Raw genomic sequence first — 25,140 nt, 5'->3', positions numbered from 1 at the left:
CGCGTGCCCGGGTGCAAGCAAAAGGTTTGTAAAGATTCAAGACCCCGGCATAATCAGAAAATGAAGCAAGTTGCTTTAACAGTCGCTGGTTCGGATAATAGTGCCGGTGCGGGCATCCAAGCCGATTTAAAAACTTTTTCGGCATGTGGTGTCTTTGGCACTACTGCCATCACATGTATTGTGTCTGAGAATCCCGACCGTGTGGTGGGAATTCAGGCTGTTAAAGCATCCCTTGTAGCCTCCCAAATTGCCACGGCAAGGGAATATTTTAAGATTCAGGCAGTCAAAACGGGCATGTTATATGAGCGTGGGATTATTGATGCCATTATTCCTGAAATTGCTAAACTCAATAGCCCGCTAATTGTCGATCCGGTCATGGTGGCTACAAGTGGGGCTGTTCTTTTAAAGAAAGACGCCCTTAACGCTATTTGTACAAAAATAATTCCAATGGCATCATTGGTTACCCCAAACCTAAATGAGGCCGAACTTTTACTTTCAAGAAAAATTCAATCTTTAGAAGATGCCAAGGGGGCGGTTGTGTCTCTCGTTGAAAGATTTGGTGTGCCATTCCTTCTAAAGGGGGGGCATCTTAAGTCGAGAGATGCGACCGATATCTTATATGATGGGAAGGTTCTTTCTGAGTTTTCCGCACCTTTTATCAGGGGCATCCATACACATGGGACCGGTTGCACATATTCGGCAGCTATTTGTGCCGGTATGGCCCGGGGAATGAATCTAGAGGAAGCTGTCGGGTTCGGTAAAAAATATATAACCGGGGCTTTGAAGAATATCCTTCGCTGGCCACGAAAACGGTTTGCGTTAAATCATTTTTGGTCGCCATGAGACGTCCTCTCTTGGGCTTATCACTTTGTTTTTCCCTCGGGATACTTTGTGAGGAAATATTCCAATCAGGGGTTTGGATGGTTTGTCTCACGACGATTCTTTTTCTCGCCGGCTATTTTTTATTAAGGCGTAAGGGCATGGTTTCAGTTGTGCTTTTATATTTGTCCGTCGTCAGCCTTGGAGCATTCCGTTTAGCCGTCAATGAGTTACCACCCCGTCAAAATCATCTGCTTCATATGATCCATGGTAATTCGCCCTGGGTATCTTGTGAGGGGGTTATTGTGAGTGACCCTGAAATCAGGGTATTGAAATCAAATAATCGAGAGAGTATTCGTGAATTACAGAAAAAGACTTCTTTTACCCTTAGGGTAGAGACTATTACCCAGTTCGGAAATACGCTTCCTGCCAGCGGTTATCTGAAAGTGATCGTTAGGAATACGAGGGATGGAAAGTTATTCTATGGTGACAAGGTGAAGTTACGGGGAAAACTTAATCCAACACCAATACAAAAGAATTTCTATCTTTTTGATTATTCCACTTGGCTAAAAAGACAGGGTATTTTCCATGTCCTGTCGGTAGAAGATTTGGACAATGTGATCCTGTGTGCTCATAATAAGGGTTTTTTCTTAACATCGCTCGGGTATAAATTGCGGGCTAACATAAATAAATCACTGCGGTTAGGTCTGGAAAATGAAACAGAGCTGTCTTCAGTCTTATCGGGGATGATCCTTGGGTATCGAGATGAGATTCCTGCCAATATTTCAGAGGAGTTCCAGAGGACAGGAACATTTCATATCTTGGCCGTGAGCGGGCAGAATCTTACATTTTTGGCATTTGTATTTATTGTGATTTTACGTTCGTTTGGCTTGTCAAAATGGAGATGTGGATACGTGGTTCTGCCTGTGCTGGTCCTTTATTGCGCGAGTGTTGGTTGGCAACCCGGTTGTCTGAGGGCTTTTTGGATGGCTGCGGTGGTCATTGGTGCGTGGATGATGATCAGGCCATTCGACCTTTTAAATGCCTTGGGATGTGCAGCATTAATCACACTTGGATGGAACCCTCAAGAACTTTTTGACTTAGGCTTTCAATTTTCTTTTTCAGTGGTTCTTTGCCTGATTATATTAACCCCATGGGTGTGGGATAAAATTAAAGGCTTTTTTGAACCTGACCCCTTTTTAATTCGTGAATTAATTTCCCATAAAGACCGGTTATGGAAATATGGGGCTGGAGGGGTTATACAAATGACAATCTCTTCGGGGGTTGCATGGATAGCCTCTCTACCATTTACGCTGTACTATTTTCATACATTTGCACCAATCACTGTATTGGCTAACATGTTCATCATTCCCATGGCGACAATAATTTTATCCTTGGGATTAATCTCTTTTCTGGGGAGTTTTATTCACCCGTGGATTGCCTTACTTTATAATAATGCTAATTATCTTTTTATCAAAATCCTCCTTGTCGGTATTCACTTTTTCTCCACGATCCCTGGAGGGTGTATCTATTTATCCTTTGATGCCCAGAAAATTCCTAAAAATGCATTTATCCTTCACTGTTTGGAAGCGGGTAATTCCCAGAGTTATATCCTCCAGACAGAGAAAAGTGTTTACGTCATTGACACAGGTAACGAGAATTGTGCCCGGTTTATAACGATTCCTTATCTGAAAGCACTTGGAGTTAACCGTGTCGATGGATTGATCTTATCCCATGCGGATGCACAACATACAGGAGGGGCGGTCTATTTTTTGAAAAATTTCCCAGTGGATCAAATTTGGATGAATGATTTTGATGGGAAATCAAGTGTCTATAACAAGACGGTAGGGAAAATAATGTCAGGCACAATTCCTGTGGTGATGGGCCGGAAGGATGCGCGGATTATATTAGGGGAAGCCGGTGTACTTGAGATTATTTATCCACCACTACCCGAAAATCCTCAAAGATCGGATCAAAGTTGCCCTCTGGTCTTGATTCGAAGTGGTCAAGAGTCTCTCCTCATGACTTTTGATTTGGCAGAAAGTGCTATTCTACATTTTTTACAATCAGGGGAGGAATGTTATATGGGGAATATTCAATGGATCATTTGTGGCTTTGATCAAAAAGAAAAAAGATTCCCTGCAGAGTTAGTCAGATTAACCAAAGCAAAAGGAATTATTTTCAGTTCTGCCAAGCCGGATGAATTAGTGAAAGTACAAATACCCGAGGTCAAAATCATTAATACAGATTACCGGGGTGGAGCCCAAATCATCTATAACAATGGATTTTCTATTCAGTGTAAATCACCCAATACTACTGAATAGGTTTTGCTGGTTCGTTAGTCTTTGGAGCTGTTTTGTAAAAATCATTTTGTTGGAAGTTATACCCCCCGGAAGATGCCCCTGATCCAGCACCTGTTGGATAACCGGAAATACTTTTAGGATAATAATTTGGTTCAGATCCCTGATATTTCGGTACTGATGGTTGAGTCGCTACAGGAGGAGTATCTACAACCGGCTTTTCGGTCGGTTTGGGTGCCGAGGGATTATTCTTCTGATACTCTGCGATTTTCTTTTCCAAGGTTTTCACTTGATCAACGATATCGACGTTGGGATTCGCCTCCTTGAATTCTTTGAGTTTTGTGATTTTATCAGGATCCGAAAGATCTTTGAATTCGGATGTTTCATTAAATTTATTCAGTGGTTGGTTAAACAGGTCTTTATCGAAAGTAATCCGTTGTTGGAGTTTGTCGGCGCTATTCTTGTTAATATCGGAATATGTTTTTCCAGCAGGAAGAAATTCCATTTTTGAAACTTTTCCGTCCTTTAGGATAATATCACCATTTGAATAACTGAGGATTTTTTCGTTTTTACCGATTGTAATTATGCCGCTTGGTTTCCCCATTTTGTTACGAACGTCAATTTCATTATCCCCAATGGCTACTATACCTTCGGCAAAAGCATGCACACAAGTTATAGAAATTATTGCAATCAAAAGACCTGTATAAATTTTCATATGGATAATATAGCAGAAATCTAACCGAGTTCAACCGTCCAGCACTCTGGATCCAAGAAATGTTTCCAAGAGTCATGTTTCAATGAATAGTTAATATTAAGGATTGGACGCCATTTTGGTTTCATGGGAGTCCTCAAAAGCTTCATATTCGCTTGTCGTGGAGTGCGATTACCCTTCTTTGTGTTACACTTGATACAGGAGCAAACAACGTTGTCCCAAGTAGTCGGCCCCCCCTGGTGGCGTGGAGTAACATGATCCAAGTTAAGATATTTCCGTTCAAAATGATTGCCACAATACTGGCATTGGTGTTTGTCTCGTTCAAAGATATTAGCGCGTGTGAACTTGACCTCTTTTTTAGGGACTTTATCGAATACCCCTAACAAAATGATACGGGGAATCCTAATTTTTAATGAAACTGTTTTTACAACATCGCTCCCCTCATAATTTTTTGAGGCATTGAACCACTGATCACAAGAGTAGGTCTGAAAGTTGTTCCCAGAGTTATCGACCACAGCCGCGTGGCCTTGTATTAAGAGACAAAAAGCTCTTTGCGCCGTGCAGACGTTTACGGCTTGCCATAACCTGTTAAGGACGAGAACAGGCTGATATAGAACCGCTTCCATTGGTTTTACTCCAGTGGAACCATAACGTAGAATAACTCTCTGTCAACAGATCAAGTGCTTCTGTTTTTAAAAAGATTAGATAAAGAGCCTTTGGGCTTCCTCATATGTCTCAAGGCTTCCAATATCTAGCCAGAGCCCTTTTACCTCATACGTGTGGCATGCGACACGAGGATAGAACCATTGCACGAGTCGTCCTGGTTGATCAATATTATTACCTTCAGCAGCATATTGGCGGATCATGGGTAGGATCTCTTTGGGATAATGGTAAAGCGCGATTGCTGTAAGGGAACTTTTCGGGGTGGGTGATTTCTCCTCGAAGAATGTAATCCTTCCGTCTTCATCTAGCCCTAAACTATTGTACTTTTTCACTTGCTCAAGGTCTTTGACATCATAAATCCCGATCAAGATACCTTTTGTTCTGCTCTGCTCCACATAATCCTGAAGTCCACCGCTAAATAGATTATCGCCGGCAACCACGATTAAATCGTCATCCAATTTCGCTTGGTCAATGACATAAAGCATGTCGCCGATCGCTCCAAGACGGTTCTCATTGGTCGTGGTCTGATCGTTGAAGATACGGATCGGGCGGCCATCAAATTTTAATTTTGCCTCTGCAGCCCACTTTTCAAAATGAGGAGTGAATTTATTATTAGTAACAACGTAAATTTCATCAATTTCCTTACAGCCGCTGAATTTTTCAATGACATGATCAATCATTGGTTTCCCAGCAACAGGTAATAGGGGTTTTGCTTGGTTCTCTGTCAGGGGATAGAGACGTGTGGCGTATCCGGCGGCTAATATAAGGAGTTTCATAATAATATATTGGTTAGTTTCACATTGTAAATCTCGCCCCTAAATAGAGCTCTCTGCTCCGAGGATCATTTAAGAGGAATTCAGCGGTTCCAGTTACTTCGACCTTCCCCTCGCAGATCAGGTAGGCGCGATCCACGACAGAAAGGGTTTCGCGGACATTATGGTCAGTGATCAGTATGCCTAAGCCTTTTTCACGGAGGCGGATGATAATTTGTTGGACGTCATAAACGGCAATCGGGTCAACCCCGCTGAATGGTTCATCCAACATAAGAATCTTTGGGCTAGTGACCAAGGCTCGTGTGATTTCTAACCGACGACGTTCCCCGCCGGAAAGGGTATAAGCTTTATTCTTGCGTAAATGGCTAATACTCAATTCATCGAGTAATTCATCAAGACGGCGTAACCGTTCTGCTTTTGTAAGGTTAAGAGTTTCAAGAATGGCCATGATGTTCTCTTCGACCGTTAATTTACGGAAAATACTGGCTTCTTGTGCGAGATAACCCATACCCATACGGGCGCGGCGATACATTGCCATATGGGTAACTTCTTGTTCTTGGAGATAAACACGTCCGGCATCTGCTTTCACAAGACCGACGATCATGTAGAAGCTGGTTGTTTTTCCTGCCCCGTTAGGCCCGAGAAGGCCGACAATTTCTCCATAACCCACTTTTAAGCTTACTTGGTTCGCCACTCTCCTGCCGCCATAGGTTTTGACAAGTCTTTCAGTTCTGAGAAGGGTTATCGACATGGATGATTAGGATAGTATAAGGTTAAGGGGTAATTCCGAGGCCTGGTTTGCCATTTTTATCATCATAGAGGATAAGGCGTGAACCCCCTTCGACAATCATTTTATTTTGGCCTTTAAAAAAACGGATTACTTTACCACTAATCGTATTGTTCCCTTGTTGAATGTTCGGGTTTCCTGTGAGGACTATCACGTCATCGCTCACCTTGCCCCCTTTGCCATCATCTTTGGAGGTGGTGAATACAGCTTGTTCACCACGGGCGACACTTTCATCGCCTCCCACTTGTTTGAGTATGACATTGCCATTAGCTACGATCTCATCGACCCCGTTTTTATCATCATTAAAGAAAACCCTCATTTCGTCCGATGTCATGGTAAATTGCTCATTATTGACATAGACATTCCCGGTGAATAAACCGATTTTTTTCTGAGTGTCGATCCTGAGTTTATCAGAAGTAATCACGGTAGGGGTTTTACCATTAACAATTTCATTATCTTTGACCTGCGCGCCTTCGGGCATTGGTTTATCCTTGGCATCTTTCGCATGGGAGAGATCCAAAGAGCCTGCAACCATAAAATGGAGCAGTATGATCAGAATAAACTTCATGGAATTTAAATTATTCATTATTTTTTACGATAGTCACTCCTTTTTGCATATCGGTTATTTCAACGCGGACATTATTTTTAATCACAAGCCCATCTCCATCTAGTGCAAGGGAACCGTCCATCCCTACCCCTTGGATTTTGACTCCCGGCATTTCAAAAAAAACAGGACCTTCGGTTTCAATCTCCTTCGTATTCGGGTCAAGTAAACATGAATCCATTTTTATGTGAGAATCGTTTTTCCCATCTTGAGAGTAGATCGTTGCATCCGCTTTTTTTAGTTCATATTGGCCATTAGCCAGTGGCTTAGCTTGTTCCCCTTTAATGCTATATTGTAATTTTCCATCATTATTGCGGATCGGGAAATCAAAGTTTTTAATAATTCCTTGTGCAGACAAAGGGGAATTTAACTCCGGTGGCGGGGTTTGTTGGCCGTAGACCCCGCTGAGACATATCAGGACAAGTAAATTAATGATGCACAATTTCATGGATTGACTGTAATTGGACGATCAATGAGGAGAGATTCTTCAACGGAATCATATTTGGTCCGTCTGAAAGTGCCTTGCTGGGATCAGGATGGGTTTCGATAAAAAGTCCATCCACACCAGCTGCCACCGCAGCTCGTGCGATTAATGGGGCAAATTGCGCTTGGCCTGTTGATTTATCCCCGCCCGCACCGGGGAGTTGTACGGCATGGGTGGCGTCCATAATGACGGGGAACCCCAAGTCCCTCATGATCGAAAGGCCACGCATATCCACCACAAGGTTATGATAGCCAAAAGTGGAACCTCTCTCGGTAAGGAGTAATTTTTTATTGCCACCTTCTTTCATTTTTTCGACGACATTTTTCATGTCTCCGGGAGCGAGGAATTGTCCCTTCTTGATGTTGATCAGCCGTCCGGTTTTTGCGGCCGCGAGCAATAAATCAGTTTGTCGGCATAGGAAAGCGGGAATTTGCAAACAATCACAGTATTCGGCAGCCAGTGTGGCTTCATCGGCGGAATGAATATCTGTGATGACAGGAAGATTAAATTCCTTTCCAACCTTTTGAATAATTTCGAGACCTTTTTTTGCTCCAAGCCCACGAAAACTCTGGGACGAAGATCGGTTGGCTTTATCATAGCTAGCCTTAAAAATAAGGGGAAAGTGCAATTTGCGCGACATCTGAGCAAGTTGCTCCGCGATTTTCATGGTCATCTTTTCACCTTCGACCACACATGGTCCTAGAATAAAGACCAAGGGATGCCCAGCCCCTATTTGAATATGACGAAGGTTGACCGTTTTCATTGCTTTTTTGATCGGTTTATCGAGGCCGCAATAAATCCACGGAATAAGGGGTGTGATTTATTTGGCTTTGACTTGAATTCAGGGTGGAATTGGCAAGCCACAAAGAATGGATGCTCTTTGATTTCAACCAGTTCAACCAAGCCTTTTGGTTCGGAAGTGCCTGCGATGACCATTCCGGCATTTTCGCAGCGTTCTAAGTAATCATTATTAAACTCATAACGGTGGCGATGGCGCTCCGAGATTTTATCTGTTCCATAAAGCTTTTCGCATAAACTACCTTTTTTCAAGGTTGCGTTCCATGCCCCTAAACGCATTGAAGCCCCTTTTTGGGTGACTCCCTTCTGGGATTCAATGAGGTGAATGACTGGATAGGGTGTTTCCGCATTCATTTCAAGGCTATTGGCAGCGGAAAGTCCGAGGACATTGCGTGCAAACTCGATCACGGCAATTTGCATTCCCAAGCAGAGGCCAAGGTAAGGGATGCCATTTTCCCGGGCATATTGGGCGGCCATGATTTTCCCTTCGATTCCTCGGTCTCCAAATCCACCGGGAATCAAGATGCCATCAAGATCCTTGAGGTATTTCTCGGCTCCGTCGCGCTCGATCCTTTCCGAGTTTACACGGACAATATCCACACCGCAGTCATTGGCGATCCCCCCGTGGGTGATTGACTCGTAGACTGATTTATATGAGTCCTGCAGGGCGATGTATTTACCGACCACCCCGATCCTGACGTGGTTTTTAGGTTCCACGACTTTCCGGATATTATCTTTCCATTCGGTCATGTCGGGAGCGGGAAGATCGAGATTAAGGTATTTACAAACAATCTCGTCGAGTTTTTCTTTCTGCAACATCAGCGGTAATTCATAAATACTGTGTGGAGCATCGCTGTTTTCGATCACCGCCTCGACAGGGACATTACAGAACATGGACATTTTCTGGCGCAGATCCGATCCGAGGGGTTTTTCTGTGCGACAAAGCAGGATATGTGGCTGTATCCCGATTTCACGCAGTTTGGCGACACTTTGCTGTGTGGGTTTCGTTTTGAGTTCACCGGCGACTTTGATGTAAGGAACTAAGGTCACATGGATGAAAATCGCATTTTGATGGCCGACCTCAAGTCCGAGCTGGCGGATAGCTTCTAGAAAGGGCAGTCCTTCGATATCCCCCGTTGTCCCCCCGATCTCAGTGATGACCACATCAATATCCTTATGCCGGGAAAGACGGTAGATACGGGACTTGATCTCGTCAGTGATATGGGGGATGACTTGGACCGTTTTTCCGAGGTAATCTCCCCGGCGTTCTTTATCAAGGACTGTCTGGTAAATTTGTCCGCTGGTGAGGGTATTTTCACGGGTTAAAGGACGGGATGTAAATCTCTCGTAGTGCCCTAAGTCCAAATCGGTTTCGGCCCCGTCATCCAAGACATACACTTCACCGTGTTCATATGGATTCATCGTGCCTGGGTCAATATTCAGATAAGGGTCATACTTCTGGAGGCATACCCGTAGGCCCCGTGCTTCGAGCAAAGTGCCAAGGGCAGAGGCACTTAAGCCTTTACCGAGTGAACTGACCACGCCGCCTGTAACAAAAATATATTTCATACGAAAAAATGATTCCTCAATCTTGAAGGCACTTATTAGAGCCGAGCCACAAAAAATGACAAGCCTCAAACCGCTAAAATTGATAAAATTCCTGGTTTGCCCGCGTAATTCGTTTTTTCAAAAGAATTAAATGGGAGGGAAAGGAATAAATGCGATAAACAAAGGCATAGGTAAAGAAGAATTCACCCACTCGAAATCCCGAAGAGCCTTAATATTTTACCCCATTTTGCAGGAGTTTTTCAACACGGGCGATATCCTCAGGGGTATCCACTCCGATTGAATCAAATTTTGTCATGACAATTTGAATCGAATAACCATGTTCCAGAATCCGAAGTTGTTCGAGTTTTTCAAGGGATTCAAGGCGTGTGGGCTTGAGTTTGATATATTTGAGTAGAAAATCTCGTTGATAGGCATAAATTCCCATGTGTTTGTAATGAACCACAGCGTCCATATTCGTGTCCCGGACAAAAGGTAAACAGTAACGAGAGAAATAAAGTGCCCGGCCATGGAGGTCGAAAATAACTTTTACCACATTTGGGGAAGATAACTCCTCCTTACTCTCGATAGCACAACATGTTGTGACGACAGGGGTTGTCTTGTTTTTTTTGAGGGCGTCCACGAGTGAATCGATTAATTTCGGACGGATAAGAGGTTCATCCCCCTGGACATTGACGATAATCTCTTCTTTAAGTTTTTTGGCGACTTCAGCAATGCGATCACTACCCGTTTGGTGTCGCGAAGAAGTCATGACAACTTCTCCCCCCCATGACCTTACAGCTCTAAAAATCCTTTGGTCGTCTGTCGCGACAATGATCCGGTTAATATTTTTCGCTTTAGAAACCCGTTCATAGACCCATTGGACAAGGGGTTTACCAGCGATTTGAACAAGGGGTTTGCCCGGGAAACGTGTAGAGGCATATCTTGCAGGGATGATTGCGGCGGCTTTCATAAGGATTAATTTGGATAGGAACCTTTAAGATTATTTTCTAGCATGTATCATGAATAATAGAATAGCGAGAATTCTCTATTATTAGGAAAAACGGGATTTTTTTAGTATTTATTAACAAGTGGATATTTTTGCCTTGAATCATTTTTTATTCGAAGGCTAGATATGCACCCTTCCATTGCACAGTTAGCTCAGCGGTAGAGCGGCTCGCTTACACCGAGTTGGTCGGGAGTTCGAATCTCTCACTGTGCACCATTTATAAGCTCATCTTTTCTCGGAATGAACGGGCCTGTCTTCTTGAAAATTCCACTTCTTGCCCGCCATCGAGGATTACTTTTAATCCACCACTAAACCAAGGTTCTACCGATTTGATGTGGTTGATATTGATGATCTGTGCACGGCTGGCCCGAAAAAAAACATTCATATCCAGACGTTCCTCTAGGGAATTCAAGGAGCGGAGGAGGAGGGGGCGCTCGGAGTGGAAATAGACACGGGTGTAATTTCCTTCCGACTCCAAAAGTCGAATGTCTTTAGCCGCCACGAACCAGCATTTATCCCCTTCACGGACAAAAACCTTATTATCCTGTGCAATTTGTCCGCTGGGATCAGCATCGTGGCCATCATCAGGTTGGCTGGATTGGTTATAGGAAAGGATGCGGGCCTGAACCCTTTGAATCGTGTTTTTGAAGCGCTCGGGATCGATAGGTTTTACGAGATAATCCAAAGCGTTAAAATCAAATGCTTTGATGGCATATTCGCTATAGGCTGTTGTGAATATGACCTCAGGCAGAGGAAGAGGGATTTTTTCAAGCATCTCAAATCCGCTCATTCCGGGCATTTTAATATCAACAAAAATAACATGAGGACGAAAGTGTTGATAAATCGTAAGGGCTTCATTGCCGTTTTTGGCTTCTTGAACGATGGGATCAAGACAGTTTTCCGTGATCAGTTTTCTTAGTTCACTGCGGGCTAGTCTTTCGTCATCAACGAGGAGAACATTCATAGACTATGGGGATGATAATTTCGGCAGTGACAGTTGTCGAGGATGAGTTGTGGATTTTTAACTGGCCATTATTACTGAAAAGGAGGCGGATTCGGTCTTGGGCATTAGCTAATCCTATTTGGATTGAATCAGAGCTGCTGGAGAGCTGTCCACTGTTTTCGACCGTTAAATGCAAATATTTACCTTCTGTTTTCGCTTTTATACACACAATGCCTCCTTGGGAGTAGGGTTCGACCCCATACTTGACGGCGTTTTCGACAAGAGTCTGGACGAGCATGGGGGGGATGAGATAGGCAGAACACTCTTCGGGGATGAGAATAATTGATCTGAGCCTTTCTTCAAAACGGATATGCTCAAGGGCTAAGAAAGCATTCACCACGATCATTTCTTCGTCCAGCCTGATGAGTTCAGCCTGACCGGCGCGCAGCGATGCCCGGAGTAGATTTGAGAGCAATGTTACTGCCCTGCGGGCATTGTCTGGGCTTTCATCAATGAGGGCCCTTAAGCTGTTAAGGCTATTAAAAAGGAAATGGGGGTTGATTTGGTCTTTGAGAGATTTAAGTTCGGAGTTCTTCAGGGCTGAATCAATCAGGGACTTTTGGGATTCTTGTATTTTAATCGCTGCCTTTTTTCTTTGTATAAAAAGGGTGAGCATTTTAGCAAATGTTGAAAGGAGTCGTTTTTCCTCCTCTGCCCATGAATGATCTGGATCAAGACTGGCAAAACCGATGAATCCGATTAGCAGGTTTCCTTCTTTCATGGGAGCATTTAAGGAGGAGGTAATATGCAGTTTATGATAAATGTAGGCAGCTAGCCCGCTGGTTGGGGAGATCTCATTTTTCAGATTTAATACAACAACCTCATCCTCGTTAATTTTCGTAATGAATGACTCTAACCCCTGGGTGGGGACTGACTCGTTAAATCCTATTTGTGGAGTATAACGTTTGGAATGCCAGTGATGGGTTTTTTTAATGTGTTTGTAGTCATCTGTGAATTCAAAAATAAAGCCCAAATCGCTTGAAATAAGCTCAGCAAGGATTGCGAGGGCCTCATTAATGGCTTGATCAAGTTTATTTTCCGGTAGGTTAATGAATAGTTGGGAAAGTTGGCTGATACAGCGTTCAAAGCGCAAACTTTCCCTTAAATTCTCTTCGGCCCTGTGCCGACGGTAAATTTCAACGATTAGGTAAGAAACGAAACCGCTGATGATCAAAAATGTGATGAGATTAATCGTATTAATGAAACTGGCAGTTACCTGTGCTTGAGTACTATAAGATTTCGGGATCGAAATACACAAATGGAGGGATTCATTTTTCAGGATGTCCTGTAAATTAATTTCTATATAGTGCGAGTGAGGATCTTTTTTTTGGGTTCTCGTATGAGTCCTGTTTATCACCAAGCTACCAAAGGCAGGGATATCAACGATGCCTTCCGGTTTTGTTTGTGGATTCTTTTCAGCCTTCCAAGATATACTATTGTCGAAAATGTCCGATATTTTGATCAATTCCTTATTATTCAAGAGCCGGCCGAATAAAATGTATCCTTGAGATGGTTTGGAAATGGAATCATCTGATATATGACGGCAGGTAAGAATAATCACGCCCTGATCCGTTTCGAGTAACCCCCATTTGAATCCATCGATATTTTCAGGTATTAGATTGTGAAGTGCTTTTTCAATTTTTCGGGTTGTTTCCGGAGGAAATTCCTCAATTGCTTTCCGGTTTGTTGTGATGCGGCGGGAATTAACATATTGGCCTTGAAGATTAAAGAATATCACTGAATCAATATTCGCTTCATTCATGACAGGATAGGTGAAGTAGTTATTAAAATAGCCCGTCTTTTTCCCATTAATAAAGTGTATGGATTCCTCCCAATATGACCAACCGGCGAGTAACCGCGAAAGACTTTCTGCATTTGACGTAATGACTAATAATACGCCCTTGGCCTGATCGAGGTTTCTGTTTTGTTCTTGTTCCTCGAAACGGACTTTTATCCGATGGATTAAAAAACTTGAAATGGAAAGGAGAACCAAAAGTATGATTAATCCGAATAAGATTAACCGTATATTTGTCTTTATAAATGATGTAACCCGTCCGTCCATAAGTTGTCGGATACTTATAGAGGGAGGAATATCATCTTTCAATCGAGTAATTATAACTTATAAGCCTGAAGAAGCAGTTGTCAGGGGATCATTGTCTTTAGTGGCGGATTGGCTCGGCTCATCTATAGGGCTGAGATTGAATTCTGGTTGGGCCCCGGCCCCAAAAAATCGTTTCATATCGATGCGGATTTGACAGTCGTTGGTTTGTCTTTCGATGACTACAGTTGAAATCATGGATCCATTATCATGCTTCCATAGAAGCTCTTGTTTCCCGTCTGAGTTTACATCACAGACACGAAATGGTTCCCATCCGGGAGGGTGTTTGAAAGCGCTTTCCAAGGAAGCATTGCCTTGTTTATCGATCAACCAGCAGCAAACGGTCTCCCCACTTTGTTGAATCATGAGAACGTTATGGAATCCATTTCCCGTAAAATCACCGGCCAGTACAAAGGTCTTATTTTGTTCTGGGGAGTCAGCAATATTGATTGAATCATCAGGGTTTATATCCTTGGAATTGCCGGGGGGATTAATGTTTTGTTGATCCATGTGGGGGAGGATGCACACTTAGTGCATGGATTTTAAACCTTTTATGACAGGCGGTCATTGATCGGGATAAACGGTCAATATAAATATTACAATAGCAAGTATTTATCTATTATAAAATATTGTATTATTATCAACCCATGTAAATAAGTCATTTGTTTTTTTGCGGATGATCTCCCTGCACTTCGCGAGTTCCATAATTCTTTGGGAGGATGCCTCATCTGCAATAGCTTGTAGGTCATCAATATTATAAAGATAGCAGTCATCCATCCAGTTAATGGATGGGTCAATATCACGGGGAACTGCAAGGTCGATTAAGAAGAGGGGTTTTCCGGGACGTTGGGACATAAGGTCTTCGACCTCTTTGCGGGTGATTAATAAATTAGGGGAAGACGTTGAACTCACGATAATGTCAGCTTCCAAGGCTTTTGACTGCCAATCATCAAGTAAGTGGGCACTCACCCCCAGATCACGCGCAATTTGCTCAGCCCGGTCAAGTGAACGGTTTACGATACTAACCGACGACACGCCCCTATTCACAAAAGTCCGGGCTGTTTTCTGGCTAATTTCCCCAGCTCCGATGATCATTACATGCAGATTATCCAGTGATTCATAAATTTTCTCCGCCAATGTGGCCGCCACAGAACTGACGGAGACATGGCCCTTAGTGATATTCGTTTGTGACCGGACTTGTTTGGCTGTTTGAAAAGTTTTTTGAAAGATGCGATTGAGGATTTTACCTGCAAATTGCCCTTCGGTCGCCTTTTCGTAAGCCTGTTTTACCTGACCCAAGATTTCTGTTTCCCCGAATATCATGGAGTCCACTCCACTGGCCACTTCAAAAAGATGTTCGATGGCTTTCTCCCCTTCCTTTGAAAAGATGTGGGGTTCAATCAGTCGTCGATCGTTGATATTAGATAAAAGAAGCTCTTTTACCTTGTCCACAGGCTGATCGGTTTTCCGTCCAACAGCATAGATTTCGACACGGTTGCAGGTGGATAAAGTCGCGATTTCTGTCAGATCACAAGATTGCAGGGCGCTTTTGCAAAAGATAGGGTAACGCTCTTCGCTAATGGCGATTTGCTCGCGGATCTCCACGGGTGCGGAATGATGATTTATACCAATACAAAAGAATTTCATCGGTGTATAGGGCTTAAAAGGTAGGCCCCCCAGAAAGTGAAAATCACAAAACAGAAGAGGATTACAGTTCCATAGGCTGCTTTCCGCCCCCCCCACCAGGAACGCCAATAACCCAGAAACAGTAAACCGTAGAGCAGCCAGATCAAAATCGACCATTTGGTTTTGAAATCCATGATAGACCAGCCTTTTCCCGCACCGGCTATAAATCCAGTGAGGAGCCCCAATGTATAGACCGACATCCCGAAGAGCAGGAGGCGGGTGGTGACTTTCTGCATCTCGGCTACGGAAGGGAGTAAATATACCCATTCAGTGATTTTATGGGTTTTTAAAAGGAATTGTTGGAGTAAATACATGGCGCCTGTGGCCGCGGCAATAGCAAAAGCCCCATAGGACATTACTGCTAATGGGGCATGGAGCTCAGCCCAGAATCCAGCTTGAGAATTTGTTGTGAGCTTGTCGATTGGGGATATGGCCGCAAAGAGATTTAATATCACGACCATGGGGGTGGTAAAGAGTCCCAAAATAGACAGTCGATAGGTGCGCCCAATGACTAAATAAATCAGCACCATCGTCCATGTGATGAATATGAATGATTCAAAAAGATTGGTTAAGGGACAGTGGTGGATATCGATCGCCCTCAGCACAAGGAAAATACTATGGAAAATAAAACCGCAGAGGCACAAAAGGTAACGAATGGCATGGAGGCGGTGATGCTCATCTTTTTTCAGGGCAAAAAGAGTTCCAGCACTTATCGCATAGAGGATCGTAGCTAGGATGATGAAATCACGGTCTGACATGGATGATTGAGGTTATGGCTTCCCCTAAAAAGATACAATCTTAGATTGATTTAGAAAAATATAAAAAAAGGCGGAGCAATTTGCTCCGCCTTTTCAAATAAAAACCTTTTAGATAGACTAAGCTTCTTCGCCTTCATCTTTTGACTTTTTTACAGGTTTTTTGCCTGGTTTATCAGTTCTTTTAGCTTTATCAGTCTTTTCTTCTTTGGCAGGAGCATCTGAAATCACCTCGATAACGACCTCATGTTGAATGTCATTATGGAGATTCAACATGATGGTGTGTTTACCAAGTGTTTTAATGGGTTTCTCGATCCGGATCTGCTTGCGGTCGAGTTCGTATCCTTCTTCTTTGAGACGGACTTGAATATCATGTGCGGACACTGATCCGAACGCTTTTTCTTCCGCACCAAGCTTCAAGGTGAATGAGAGACTGAGTTTGGCGAGTTTCTTGGCGAATTCCTGGGCTAATGCCAGTTCTTGAGCTTCACGCTCGGCACGTTTTCTCTTCAGGTTTTCAATATTACGCATATTGAGTTTATTCACGGGAAGTGCCTGCCCTGAAGGGATGAGGAAGTTACGGGCGAACCCCGGACGGACAGTGACGATATCACCTTCACCGCCGAGTTTACGGATACTTGTTGTGAGAATGACTTGTGTGGTAGCCATATGAATTACTTTCGTTAGATAGAGATTATTTTGGATTTAAAATGGAATGTCATCGTCATCAGAGGCGGGTGCTTCTTCAAAACTTGTCGAGGCTGCTGTACCGCTGCTCTCATGATCCTGATTCCGGGTTTGTTTCGGTGCGGCATTACCATCTTTGTACTCGGCATTTTTCGGCCTTCCAAGGAATTGGACACGCTCGGCACGTACTTTAAGTGAACTTTGTTTTTTACCCTCTTTATTTGTCCATGATTCAAACTTGAGTTCCCCTTCAATAAAGACCGGGGAGCCTTTGCTCAAATATTGGCCAGCCGTTTCAGCTTGGCGGCCCCAGACTTCCACAGTGACAAAGCAGACTTCTTCACGATCCTGCCCGTCTTGGGTTTTATAAGTCCGGCTGATGGCCATGCCGATGTCCGCTACAGCGGTTCCTTTGGGGGTGTACCGGAGCTCCGGATCCCGGGTCAGATTACCGATGAGAAGGACTTTATTCAGGCTGGCCATAAGTTTTTGACAGTTTTGAGGGTTGATTGAATACTAAGCCGCTGCTGTTTCACCCAGTGGTTTAACAGTCAGGGGTGCGTTAACAATAATCACACGGAAAACTTCGTCGTCTAATTGAAAACGAGTTTTGAGTTTGTCGGCAATAGCTGGTTCAGCTTCAAAAACATAATTCACATAGTAGCCGCTCGTGAGTTTATCAGAGATGTAAGCAAATTGCTTTTTTTCGAGCTTTTGGATTGAAGAAACTTTTGCTCCGGATGACTGAAGATCGGCTTTCACACGTTCAATCAATTCGGGGATAGTTTCTTCTTTGCCTTTGTTGTTCAGAATGAACAAGGCTTCATACCTTTTCATATTATAGTCCTTTTTATTTGCTTTGATTATACTGGTTCATTGTTTTTTCGATTCCTTGCCCGATCCACATTTTTACACCAGCAATGACATCAGGAATGACTTTTTGAGTCATTAACTCGATTTCATCCGGTGCAAATTGTCCCAAGACAAAATCAGCCAGATCAGCTTGGGGATGCGGTTTATTCCCGATGCCTATCCGTCCACGGGCAAATTGCTCGGTGCCGACATGTTGAATAATGGATTTAAGACCATTATGTCCGCCACTAGAGCCTTTTGACCTGAACCGGATTTGACCGGGAGGCAATGCCGTGTCATCAACAAGAACCATGATATGTTCCGGCCGGACCTTGAACCATTTTTGAACGGCGTGGAGGCTTTCCCCACTGTTATTCATAAAGGTCAAAGGTTTCAGTAAAATGACACGTTGTCCGTCATACCTGAGTTCTGCAAAAAGGGTTTTCCATTCGCGTTTTTCAGTGAACTTGACGGATTCTTGGTGGGTCCATTGATCGAGTACGGTAAACCCGATGTTATGGCGGGTTTTTTCATACTTTGATCCGGGATTGCCAAGACCTGCAATGATATGAACCCCCCGAAGGGAGTCCTTATCCGAATCGTTGTCCGGTGCCAACCGCTTCCAGGGATTGAAGAGTTGTCCGAACATGTTTCAAAAAACAAAGACGGAGCTGGCCTGATGAGGGTGCTCCGTCCGGGTAAAAAAAATTATTTCTTGGTTTCCTTGGCTGCCGGGGCTTTTGCGTCACCTTCAGCAGGTTTCTTTTCCTTGATCACCTCGACTTCTTTAGTGGCATCAGCGATGACAGCTGCAGCAGCTTCCTCACTCTTCGGAGCGACACAGGCAAAAACGGTAAGCTCAGGTTGGCTGGTGATTTTTACACCTGCCGGGGCGATGATATCCTTTACATGGATGGATTCCCCAATATTCAGGCTGCTGACATCTATCCAGATGGCATCAGGAATATCTTTGGGCAAACATTCAATATGAAGAATGCGCAGTGTGTGCTCAAGGAGACCCCCGCCTGTCTTAACACCGGTAGGTTCGCCTTCTGATTCGACGGCTACTTCGAGGTGGATGGTTTCATCCTGGGCGACCTCCTGAAAATCGACATGGAGATAGAGATCACGGAGGTAATCACGTTGGATTTCCTGTAATAGGGCAAAACGGTTTTCTATTTTCCCGTCGATATCCAGTTGGAGGTCAACGAGGATATTCTCGCTGGTTGTTTTACGGAGTGCTGTCTGTAACTCGCGCAGGCAAATCTCGACATTCTGGGGTGTGGTCTTGCGACCATAAATGATTCCGGGAATCGCTCCTGTTTTACGGAGTTGATTCACCGCGTTTCTACCGTGGCTGCTACGAGCCTTTGCTTTTAGACTAATTTGATTGGCCATACTCTTATCCTTTACCCCTGATTCACCCCGCACAACCGGCGTGCCTCAGCGATTGATTTTGTTATTTTTTAACGTCAAATAAACTATTCACCGATTCATTACGGTGAATGCGCAAAATGGCCTCGCCCAAAAGCTCAGCGACACTGAGTACGGTCAGTTTAAAGCCTTTTAAATCGACTTTGTGTGGGACAGTATCCGTCGTGATGAGCTCTTCAATTGGCGAAGCCTTCAAGCGCTCGACGCTCTTACGCGTCAAAATGGAGTGAGAAGTTACCGCAATGATCTTCTTTGCACCAGCTTTTTTTATAGAAATTGCAGCATTACAGAGAGTTCCTGCAGTCTCGGTCATATCATCCACAATCACTACAATTTTCCCCTTGACGTCCCCAACTAGGTACAAGGCCTCTGTCTCCGTGGCACTTATACGGTTTTTAGCGACGATGGCGAGACTGGCATCAAACTTTTTTGAATAAGCATAAGCCATTTTAATCCCCCCAACATCAGGGGAGACCACAACGAGATTTTTATATTTTTGATCGACAAAATACTTATAAATAACAGGTGAAGCGTATAAATGGTCTACAGGAATATCGAAGAACCCTTGGATTTGTTGGGCATGCAAGTCGAGGGTAATCACCCGGTCTGCCCCGGCTTTGACGAGCAGGTTCGCAACGAGTTTGGCAGTAATCGGTACACGGGGCTGGTCTTTACGATCTTGCCGGGCGTAACCATAAAATGGGATGACGGCGGTAATGCGGCTGGCACTGGCCCTTTTAGCCGCATCAATCATGATAAAAAGCTCCATTAAATGGTGGTTGGTCGGGGGACAGGTGCTTTGCACAATAAAAACGTCACGCCCACGGATATTCTCCTTGATCTTGACGAATGTTTCTCCGTCAGGAAAGGAAGTGACCTCCGCGTCACACATTTTGATCCCTACATAAGCGGCCACTTTTGCCGTTAGATCGGGATTAGAAGAGCCGGTTAATATTTTCATTTCGCCCAGTGGATTCATCATATGGTTTACCTGTCAATCAGGAGGGGTAGGATTACGCAAAGCCTTCTTTTGAAGCAATACAAAATGTCAAAAAACTCAGTAATTAGCTTTTTTGATCCGGACAAAGGATCGGTGGTTGATCGGGAAAGGGTCGAATCGTAAAATAAAAAAGAGTGCAACAGTGATGTGTCATCTATACTTTAGCCGGTCAAGAGAACTGATCAGGGGAATATATGATTAAAGAAAAAGAATCGCATGCGGGTGTGCCCGATATCAGGAAAAGTGTCGAGATTACCATTCGAATAGGAATGCTTATATTTCTCTTTTATTGGTGTTATACGATCATCCACCCCTTTCTGGATATCTTATTATGGTCGGTTATTTTTGCCGTTTCACTCTTTCCAGTATATCAAAAAGTCTTAAAGAGATTGAAGGGGCGCCGGGTTCTTGCTGCCATTATGATCGTTCTTTTTTTGGTGGTTGTATTTCTACTTCCAGCCGTTTTTTTTGCTAAATCGCTTTTCGACGGAATTTATCACCTCAAGAGCCATGCGTTGGAAATCAGCCAGATTAATGTTATCGAAGTGACCCGGATGGAACAATGGCCTTATGTGGGGAAATTCCTTTCCAAAGAGCTGGACCATTTTGCCCAGAATATCGATGTAACCCTTAAAGAACATATCATAGAGATCAGGCATTGGAGCTCTGTTTTGATTACTTCAGCCATGTTGACGATGGTGGCTTATATAAAGTTTTTTATATCGATCGTCCTATCAGGGGTTTTATTGGTTCATGCCGGTGCGGGGTCAAAGATGGCCTTGAGTTTCTCGGAAAAGTTACTGGGTAAAAGGGGCGGGGAATTTGCCAAGATAGCGGAGAGAACTGTCCGTTTAGTGCTTCGCGGGATTATCGGAGTGGCCCTTATTCAATCAACTTTGATGGGAATTGGGTTTGAGTTGGCGGGTGTCCCCGGGACGGGATTGCTGGTTTTAATCGGCGTGATTCTCGGAGTCATCCAAATCGGGATTGTTCCCGTTATGGTTCCTGTGGTGGTGTATATGTTTTTAAAGTCGGATATGACGACGGCTGTTTGCCTGCTTATTTGGTGCATCCTGATTTCACCGGTGGATAATATCCTCAAGCCGATCCTACTGGGTCGTGGGGCTGATGTCCCCATGGCTGTTATTTTTATCGGTGCCATTGGGGGATTCCTTCATAGTGGCATTATTGGGCTCTTTAAGGGGGCCATAATATTTTCCATCGGTTACAAACTTTTTATCTTCTGGGTTGAAGGGGGAAATGAGGATGAGCTAAGACGCGACCCTTCTGATTATTTGGAAGAAAAGCCCTCAATCAGGTCTGCGCATGGGCACTAAACATGCAGCAAATATGTCCTTGGGAGAAAAAAAGAACGTTCTAAGCCAAGGAATTAGTTGGTTGAATCGGCAGTCCAGGGTTTGGCTGGGCATTGCCTTCGTCAATGGCATGAACAGCATGCATTAAGGCCTGGGGGCCATCGATATGGACCCCGTCGATGGGCTCATAAACGATTTCGCGGTTTTCATCTTCCACGCTCCCGGACTGCCATTGGAGCATGTCGATCAGTGCAATGAGTCCGTGGGAATCGTATGTTTTAGCAGAAATAATTTTACTTTGGCCGATTTTCATAAACCCGACCCGCTGGGTCTCAGACTCTATTATGCGTAAATGGCGAGTTTCCCCGATGAGCACATAAATATATACGAGATTCAGGAGAGCCATCCCGCTGATATGGGTTTGAAATCCAAGCGTAAAATCATCATTTTTTTCTACAATTACTTGGAGGGATTGGATAATTGTATCCGAGGGTGTTTTGTCGGTCGGGTTAAGAAATGGGCACTCGGACTTAATGATTTCGGGGTAAAACCCTTGGATGAGATCATTCAACTCGGCGCAATTTTCAGCTATTACAATAGGCTTGGAATATTTTAAGGAATTGAATGAATCAACGAATTTTTTAAAGTCATCTGTCTCGGATAAATAATAGGCTTTTCCCATGACAAGATCCAAGCTGGAGAGGATCGATGTATGAAAGTCCTTATTTGAACTGAGGATAATGACGTTACTGATCATATAGGCTAAACAACATTATTCATGCATCAGGGCATGAGAATTGTCGTGATAGAATGACAAAACATATTATTATCTTTTTTTTCAAGGATAGAATCATACGGTTTTTCCTGAAACCCCCACAAATCGAGCACTTTTCGCGTGTAAAGGAATTATTTTTAAAGATATTATCAAAAAAATCTTCTTTTTACTTGAGGTCTTCAGACGATTTGGCATTATGCACCACTCTTTTTGATTAGAAACGGAGTTTATAGATATGTCATACGCAGTATTAAGAACAGGTTCAAAGCAGTACAAGGTTACTGAAGGCGATACAATTAATGTGGAGCTTCTCGACGGAGTGGAATCCGGAACGGAAGTTGCCTTTGATGATATCCTTTTAGTGAGTAATGGGGATAATGTCACTATTGGGACACCCGTTGTCATAGGTGCTAAAGTAACAGGCGAGATTATCGCCTCGAATTTTAAAGCTCCTAAAGTCACTGCATACAAATTCAAACGCCGTAAAGGCTACCATCGCACAGTCGGTCATCGTCAGCAATTGACGAAAATCAAGATCAAGTCGATTGTCGGTGCTTAAATTATTTGGAGATTAAAAGATTATGGCACATAAAAAAGGTCAAGGCTCAGTCAAGAATGGCCGTGATAGCGTAAGCAAGCGTCTCGGAGTCAAACGTTTTGGCGGCGAATCCGTCCTTGCTGGTAATATTATCATCCGCCAACGCGGGACAAAATTTGTCGCTGGCCGCAATGTTGGCCAAGGCCGTGATTACACACTTTTTTCACTTATTGATGGTGTTGTAAAATTCGACCGCGAAGGCAGACGGGTTAATATCCTGCCTGCAGAAGCCCAAGCTTAATTATACGCATTTTTTGATAGGTAAAAAGCGCGCAAGGAAATTGCGCGCTTTTTCATTTTAAAAAAATTTCGTGAACTTTATGGCGCAATCCTCTTATGTTTGTTGATAAAGCATTTATTCAAGCTCGTGCTGGGCGTGGCGGGGACGGTTGTGTCAGTTTCCGTCGTGAGAAGTATGTTCCTAATGGAGGTCCTGATGGCGGGGACGGGGGTAATGGGGGGAGTATTATTCTTAAAGTGGATTCTTCCGTCAATAACCTCGTTGACCTCAAATTCCAACCGATCAGGGTAGCTGATAATGGAGCACATGGAAAAGGTAAGAAATGCCATGGTAAGAACGCGAAAGACTATATTTTAAAGGTTCCCCAAGGAACGGTGATTTACCGGATTAAGGATAATTCAAAGTCTTTGATAACCCAGAAGGTTAGAGCAACCCGTGAAGAAGGGCCGTTTATAAAAGTCCGCCCCGATAAGGCGGAGACCGAGCTTGTCCCCCTTGAAACAATATTGGATGATGAATACATTCCACATGACTTTTCTGGAGAGTTGCATTTTGACCGTCACATGGTTTCTTTTAAGGATCTGACTGAGCTTGGTGAAGAGTATGTCCTTTCTAAAGGGGGCCGGGGGGGGCGTGGAAATACTCATTGGAAAAGCTCTAAGCACCAAGCTCCCCGTGAGTTTGAGTATGGCCGGGACGGGGAGGCTGGGGATTATTGGTTGGTTTTGAAGATGATTGCTGATGTAGGGTTAGTGGGTTATCCGAATGCTGGAAAATCGACCCTCTTATCAAAGATTTCTAATGCCCATCCCAAAATCGGGCCTTATCCCTTTACCACATTAAATCCGGTGATTGGGGCCATCGATAAACCAGACGGGAAAAAGATTCTTGTTGCTGATATTCCAGGATTGATTGAGGGAGCCCATGAAAATGTGGGGCTCGGACATGAGTTTCTCCGTCACATCGAGCGTTGTAAGGTTTTTGTTTATGTCGTGGATATGAGTGGATCTGAGGGGAGAAATCCCTACGAGGATTTTTGTAGTGTCCGGAAGGAAATTAAACTTTATAATCCTTCATTAACCAAAAGCCCCGCATTTATTGCTGCTAATAAGATGGATTTACCTGAGGCGGAAGGGTTTCTGAAAGAGTTTAAGAGGCATTGCCGTCTAAAGATTATTCCCATTTCTGCTCAAATGAATGAAGGGGTTGACCTAATTCAAAAAGAAATACTCGCTTTTTTTAAGTGACAATCTATGCTAATTTGCTAGTAATATATATATCGTAGAAGTGCGATTCGTCGCTCTACATGATTTGAAAGGCTTTTATGAATAAAACTTGTTTCCATTTTTTCTTTGTCCTCGTGCTAACAATAACTTCAGCATATTCGCAGGATTTAGCCTTTAAGGTGATCGCATTAAAAGGAAAGGCCTTTTACGGGGACTCTGTCAAGGGAGCCTCTACGCCTCTAGCCACCGGTATGGAGCTTCCTGTTGGAAGTGTAATTAAAACGGAAGCAAATACAGATTTAATGCTTCAGCAAAAGGCGACATTCAATATTTTCCAGGTTAAGGAAAAATCAGTGATGCGTGTTGATAAAAGTAAATTGATTGCGCCGGGTGAATTGGAAACAGTCGTTTATATGCTTAAGGGAATTACCCTATTTAATGCCGCAAAGGTAAAAGGTAATGGTAAATTTGAGTTGGATTCACCCATGGCTGTTGGTTCTGTTCGCGGAACTCAAGGGTATGTGGCTATTATCACGGGTGCCCCGTTTACTCCTTCTCGGGTTGCCGGAGTAACAAAAGGCACAACATTGATTGTTTTTACTTCCCAAGGTACCGTAGTCTGGTCTGCCAAGAACGGGGTATTGTCTTATAAAGAGGTTGTTGACACGGCTAAGGGAATGAAAATTCCCAAAAGTGTGGTTAAAACACTCTTTGAAATGGCGGCAGCGGGAGCCATGAATAATATCAATAAAAATCAAGCTTTCCTCTTCATACCTGAGGATGCGGTAGATAAAGACCTTGAATGGGCTGAGCCTGAAATGACGGAATTTGCTACTCTGATTAATTCCCTTAACGAAGCTGGTTTTTTCCAAAATCCTCCTAATTTCCAACCGTTTGTTCCTCCCGGCCAACAACAGGATTCGCAGAACTCACAATTCCCGAATAACCAGTCTACTTCCCCAGTAAACCCCTAAT

Annotated in this window: 28 protein-coding genes and 1 tRNA gene; 8 read left to right on the top strand and 21 right to left on the bottom strand. The window is 43.7% G+C overall.

Going from position 1 to position 25,140, the window contains the following annotated elements; genetic code table 11:
- Positions 1 to 60 precede the first annotated feature (60 nt).
- Together thiD and SGI98_08645 are read left to right on the top strand one after the other, a co-directional pair.
- A complete protein-coding gene (thiD, locus tag SGI98_08650; GenBank protein MDZ4743468.1) occupies positions 61 to 843 on the top strand; it encodes a bifunctional hydroxymethylpyrimidine kinase/phosphomethylpyrimidine kinase in 783 nt (260 codons plus the stop codon).
- A complete protein-coding gene (locus tag SGI98_08645) occupies positions 840 to 3,143 on the top strand; it encodes a ComEC/Rec2 family competence protein (protein MDZ4743467.1) in 2,304 nt (767 codons plus the stop codon). The genes thiD and SGI98_08645 overlap by 4 nt, the downstream gene beginning before the upstream one ends.
- On the opposite strand, the gene SGI98_08640 is transcribed toward SGI98_08645, so the two are convergent.
- The 9 genes from SGI98_08640 to kdsB form a co-directional block, all read right to left on the bottom strand.
- Positions 3,133 to 3,834: a hypothetical protein gene (locus SGI98_08640; GenBank protein ID MDZ4743466.1), complete on the bottom strand. Its 702-nt coding sequence runs from the start codon at positions 3,832 to 3,834 to the stop codon at positions 3,133 to 3,135. The two genes, SGI98_08645 and SGI98_08640, sit on opposite strands and share 11 nt — an antisense overlap.
- A gap of 20 nt (positions 3,835 to 3,854) precedes the next feature.
- The gene (locus tag SGI98_08635) at positions 3,855 to 4,457 is read right to left on the bottom strand and encodes an HNH endonuclease (protein ID MDZ4743465.1); all 603 of its coding nucleotides are present in this window, start codon (positions 4,455 to 4,457) and stop codon (positions 3,855 to 3,857) included.
- 75 nt (positions 4,458 to 4,532) lie between these two features.
- A complete protein-coding gene (locus SGI98_08630) occupies positions 4,533 to 5,270 on the bottom strand; it encodes a nucleotidyltransferase family protein (protein ID MDZ4743464.1) in 738 nt (245 codons plus the stop codon).
- 19 nt (positions 5,271 to 5,289) lie between these two features.
- Positions 5,290 to 6,018, bottom strand: coding sequence for an LPS export ABC transporter ATP-binding protein (lptB, locus tag SGI98_08625; protein MDZ4743463.1), 729 nt, complete (start codon positions 6,016 to 6,018; stop codon positions 5,290 to 5,292).
- A gap of 22 nt (positions 6,019 to 6,040) precedes the next feature.
- A complete protein-coding gene (locus tag SGI98_08620; protein MDZ4743462.1) occupies positions 6,041 to 6,640 on the bottom strand; it encodes an LptA/OstA family protein in 600 nt (199 codons plus the stop codon).
- Positions 6,633 to 7,016, bottom strand: coding sequence for a hypothetical protein (locus SGI98_08615; protein MDZ4743461.1), 384 nt, complete (start codon positions 7,014 to 7,016; stop codon positions 6,633 to 6,635). Before SGI98_08615 ends, SGI98_08620 begins: the two co-directional genes overlap by 8 nt.
- Positions 7,017 to 7,086: 70 nt before the next feature.
- Positions 7,087 to 7,905, bottom strand: coding sequence for a 3-deoxy-8-phosphooctulonate synthase (gene kdsA, locus SGI98_08610; GenBank protein ID MDZ4743460.1), 819 nt, complete (start codon positions 7,903 to 7,905; stop codon positions 7,087 to 7,089).
- Positions 7,902 to 9,509, bottom strand: coding sequence for a CTP synthase (locus SGI98_08605; protein MDZ4743459.1), 1,608 nt, complete (start codon positions 9,507 to 9,509; stop codon positions 7,902 to 7,904). The genes kdsA and SGI98_08605 overlap by 4 nt, the downstream gene beginning before the upstream one ends.
- Before the next feature lie 208 nt (positions 9,510 to 9,717).
- The gene (gene kdsB, locus SGI98_08600; protein ID MDZ4743458.1) at positions 9,718 to 10,458 is read right to left on the bottom strand and encodes a 3-deoxy-manno-octulosonate cytidylyltransferase; all 741 of its coding nucleotides are present in this window, start codon (positions 10,456 to 10,458) and stop codon (positions 9,718 to 9,720) included.
- Between the two features lie 177 nt (positions 10,459 to 10,635).
- Between kdsB and SGI98_08595 the strand changes: the two genes are divergently transcribed.
- Positions 10,636 to 10,710 (top strand) — tRNA-Val (locus SGI98_08595).
- 1 nt (position 10,711) lies between these two features.
- Here the strand turns inward: SGI98_08595 and SGI98_08590 are convergent.
- The 11 genes from SGI98_08590 to SGI98_08540 form a co-directional block, all read right to left on the bottom strand.
- Positions 10,712 to 11,458, bottom strand: coding sequence for a LytTR family DNA-binding domain-containing protein (locus tag SGI98_08590; protein ID MDZ4743457.1), 747 nt, complete (start codon positions 11,456 to 11,458; stop codon positions 10,712 to 10,714).
- A complete protein-coding gene (locus tag SGI98_08585) occupies positions 11,439 to 13,490 on the bottom strand; it encodes a histidine kinase (GenBank protein ID MDZ4743456.1) in 2,052 nt (683 codons plus the stop codon). The genes SGI98_08590 and SGI98_08585 overlap by 20 nt, the downstream gene beginning before the upstream one ends.
- A 126-nt stretch (positions 13,491 to 13,616) precedes the next feature.
- Positions 13,617 to 14,105, bottom strand: a complete 489-nt coding sequence (locus tag SGI98_08580) for a hypothetical protein (GenBank protein ID MDZ4743455.1) — start codon at positions 14,103 to 14,105, stop codon at positions 13,617 to 13,619.
- Positions 14,106 to 14,207: 102 nt separating this feature from the next.
- Complete coding sequence (hemA, locus tag SGI98_08575) at positions 14,208 to 15,242, bottom strand: glutamyl-tRNA reductase (GenBank protein MDZ4743454.1); 1,035 nt, start codon at positions 15,240 to 15,242, stop codon at positions 14,208 to 14,210.
- On the bottom strand, positions 15,239 to 16,039 hold the full coding sequence (ccsA, locus tag SGI98_08570) for a cytochrome c biogenesis protein CcsA (protein ID MDZ4743453.1): 801 nt from the start codon (positions 16,037 to 16,039) through the stop codon (positions 15,239 to 15,241). The genes hemA and ccsA overlap by 4 nt, the downstream gene beginning before the upstream one ends.
- A gap of 117 nt (positions 16,040 to 16,156) precedes the next feature.
- A complete protein-coding gene (gene rplI / locus SGI98_08565; protein ID MDZ4743452.1) occupies positions 16,157 to 16,705 on the bottom strand; it encodes a 50S ribosomal protein L9 in 549 nt (182 codons plus the stop codon).
- A gap of 36 nt (positions 16,706 to 16,741) precedes the next feature.
- A complete protein-coding gene (locus SGI98_08560) occupies positions 16,742 to 17,206 on the bottom strand; it encodes a single-stranded DNA-binding protein (GenBank protein MDZ4743451.1) in 465 nt (154 codons plus the stop codon).
- Between the two features lie 33 nt (positions 17,207 to 17,239).
- Positions 17,240 to 17,560, bottom strand: coding sequence for a 30S ribosomal protein S6 (gene rpsF / locus SGI98_08555; GenBank protein ID MDZ4743450.1), 321 nt, complete (start codon positions 17,558 to 17,560; stop codon positions 17,240 to 17,242).
- A gap of 13 nt (positions 17,561 to 17,573) precedes the next feature.
- On the bottom strand, positions 17,574 to 18,224 hold the full coding sequence (pth, locus tag SGI98_08550; GenBank protein MDZ4743449.1) for an aminoacyl-tRNA hydrolase: 651 nt from the start codon (positions 18,222 to 18,224) through the stop codon (positions 17,574 to 17,576).
- Positions 18,225 to 18,283: 59 nt separating this feature from the next.
- Entirely contained in the window at positions 18,284 to 18,973 is a 690-nt protein-coding gene (locus tag SGI98_08545; GenBank protein ID MDZ4743448.1) for a 50S ribosomal protein L25, read from the bottom strand.
- A 61-nt stretch (positions 18,974 to 19,034) separates the two neighbouring features.
- Positions 19,035 to 19,988, bottom strand: coding sequence for a ribose-phosphate pyrophosphokinase (locus tag SGI98_08540; protein ID MDZ4743447.1), 954 nt, complete (start codon positions 19,986 to 19,988; stop codon positions 19,035 to 19,037).
- A 215-nt stretch (positions 19,989 to 20,203) separates the two neighbouring features.
- Here SGI98_08540 and SGI98_08535 point away from each other — a divergent pair, with 215 nt between their 5' ends.
- Positions 20,204 to 21,346 (top strand): AI-2E family transporter, encoded by a 1,143-nt coding sequence (locus SGI98_08535; GenBank protein ID MDZ4743446.1) that lies wholly within the window; start codon positions 20,204 to 20,206, stop codon positions 21,344 to 21,346.
- 40 nt (positions 21,347 to 21,386) lie between these two features.
- On the opposite strand, the gene SGI98_08530 is transcribed toward SGI98_08535, so the two are convergent.
- On the bottom strand, positions 21,387 to 22,082 hold the full coding sequence (locus tag SGI98_08530; protein ID MDZ4743445.1) for a hypothetical protein: 696 nt from the start codon (positions 22,080 to 22,082) through the stop codon (positions 21,387 to 21,389).
- A gap of 253 nt (positions 22,083 to 22,335) precedes the next feature.
- On the opposite strand from SGI98_08530, the gene rplU reads away from it, so the two are divergent.
- From rplU to SGI98_08510, 4 genes are all read left to right on the top strand, one after another.
- On the top strand, positions 22,336 to 22,659 hold the full coding sequence (gene rplU / locus SGI98_08525; protein MDZ4743444.1) for a 50S ribosomal protein L21: 324 nt from the start codon (positions 22,336 to 22,338) through the stop codon (positions 22,657 to 22,659).
- A 22-nt stretch (positions 22,660 to 22,681) separates the two neighbouring features.
- Positions 22,682 to 22,939 (top strand): 50S ribosomal protein L27, encoded by a 258-nt coding sequence (gene rpmA, locus SGI98_08520; GenBank protein ID MDZ4743443.1) that lies wholly within the window; start codon positions 22,682 to 22,684, stop codon positions 22,937 to 22,939.
- A gap of 95 nt (positions 22,940 to 23,034) precedes the next feature.
- Positions 23,035 to 24,186, top strand: coding sequence for a GTPase ObgE (gene obgE / locus SGI98_08515; GenBank protein ID MDZ4743442.1), 1,152 nt, complete (start codon positions 23,035 to 23,037; stop codon positions 24,184 to 24,186).
- Positions 24,187 to 24,263: 77 nt separating this feature from the next.
- Positions 24,264 to 25,139: a hypothetical protein gene (locus SGI98_08510; protein MDZ4743441.1), complete on the top strand. Its 876-nt coding sequence runs from the start codon at positions 24,264 to 24,266 to the stop codon at positions 25,137 to 25,139.
- Position 25,140: the final 1 nt, after the last annotated feature.

The organism is Verrucomicrobiota bacterium (assembly GCA_034440155.1).
In the GTDB taxonomy this organism is placed as follows: domain Bacteria; phylum Verrucomicrobiota; class Verrucomicrobiia; order JAWXBN01; family JAWXBN01; genus JAWXBN01.
The sequence above is the reverse complement of the archived record's forward strand: the minus strand, read 5'-3'. Positions and strand labels throughout refer to the sequence as shown.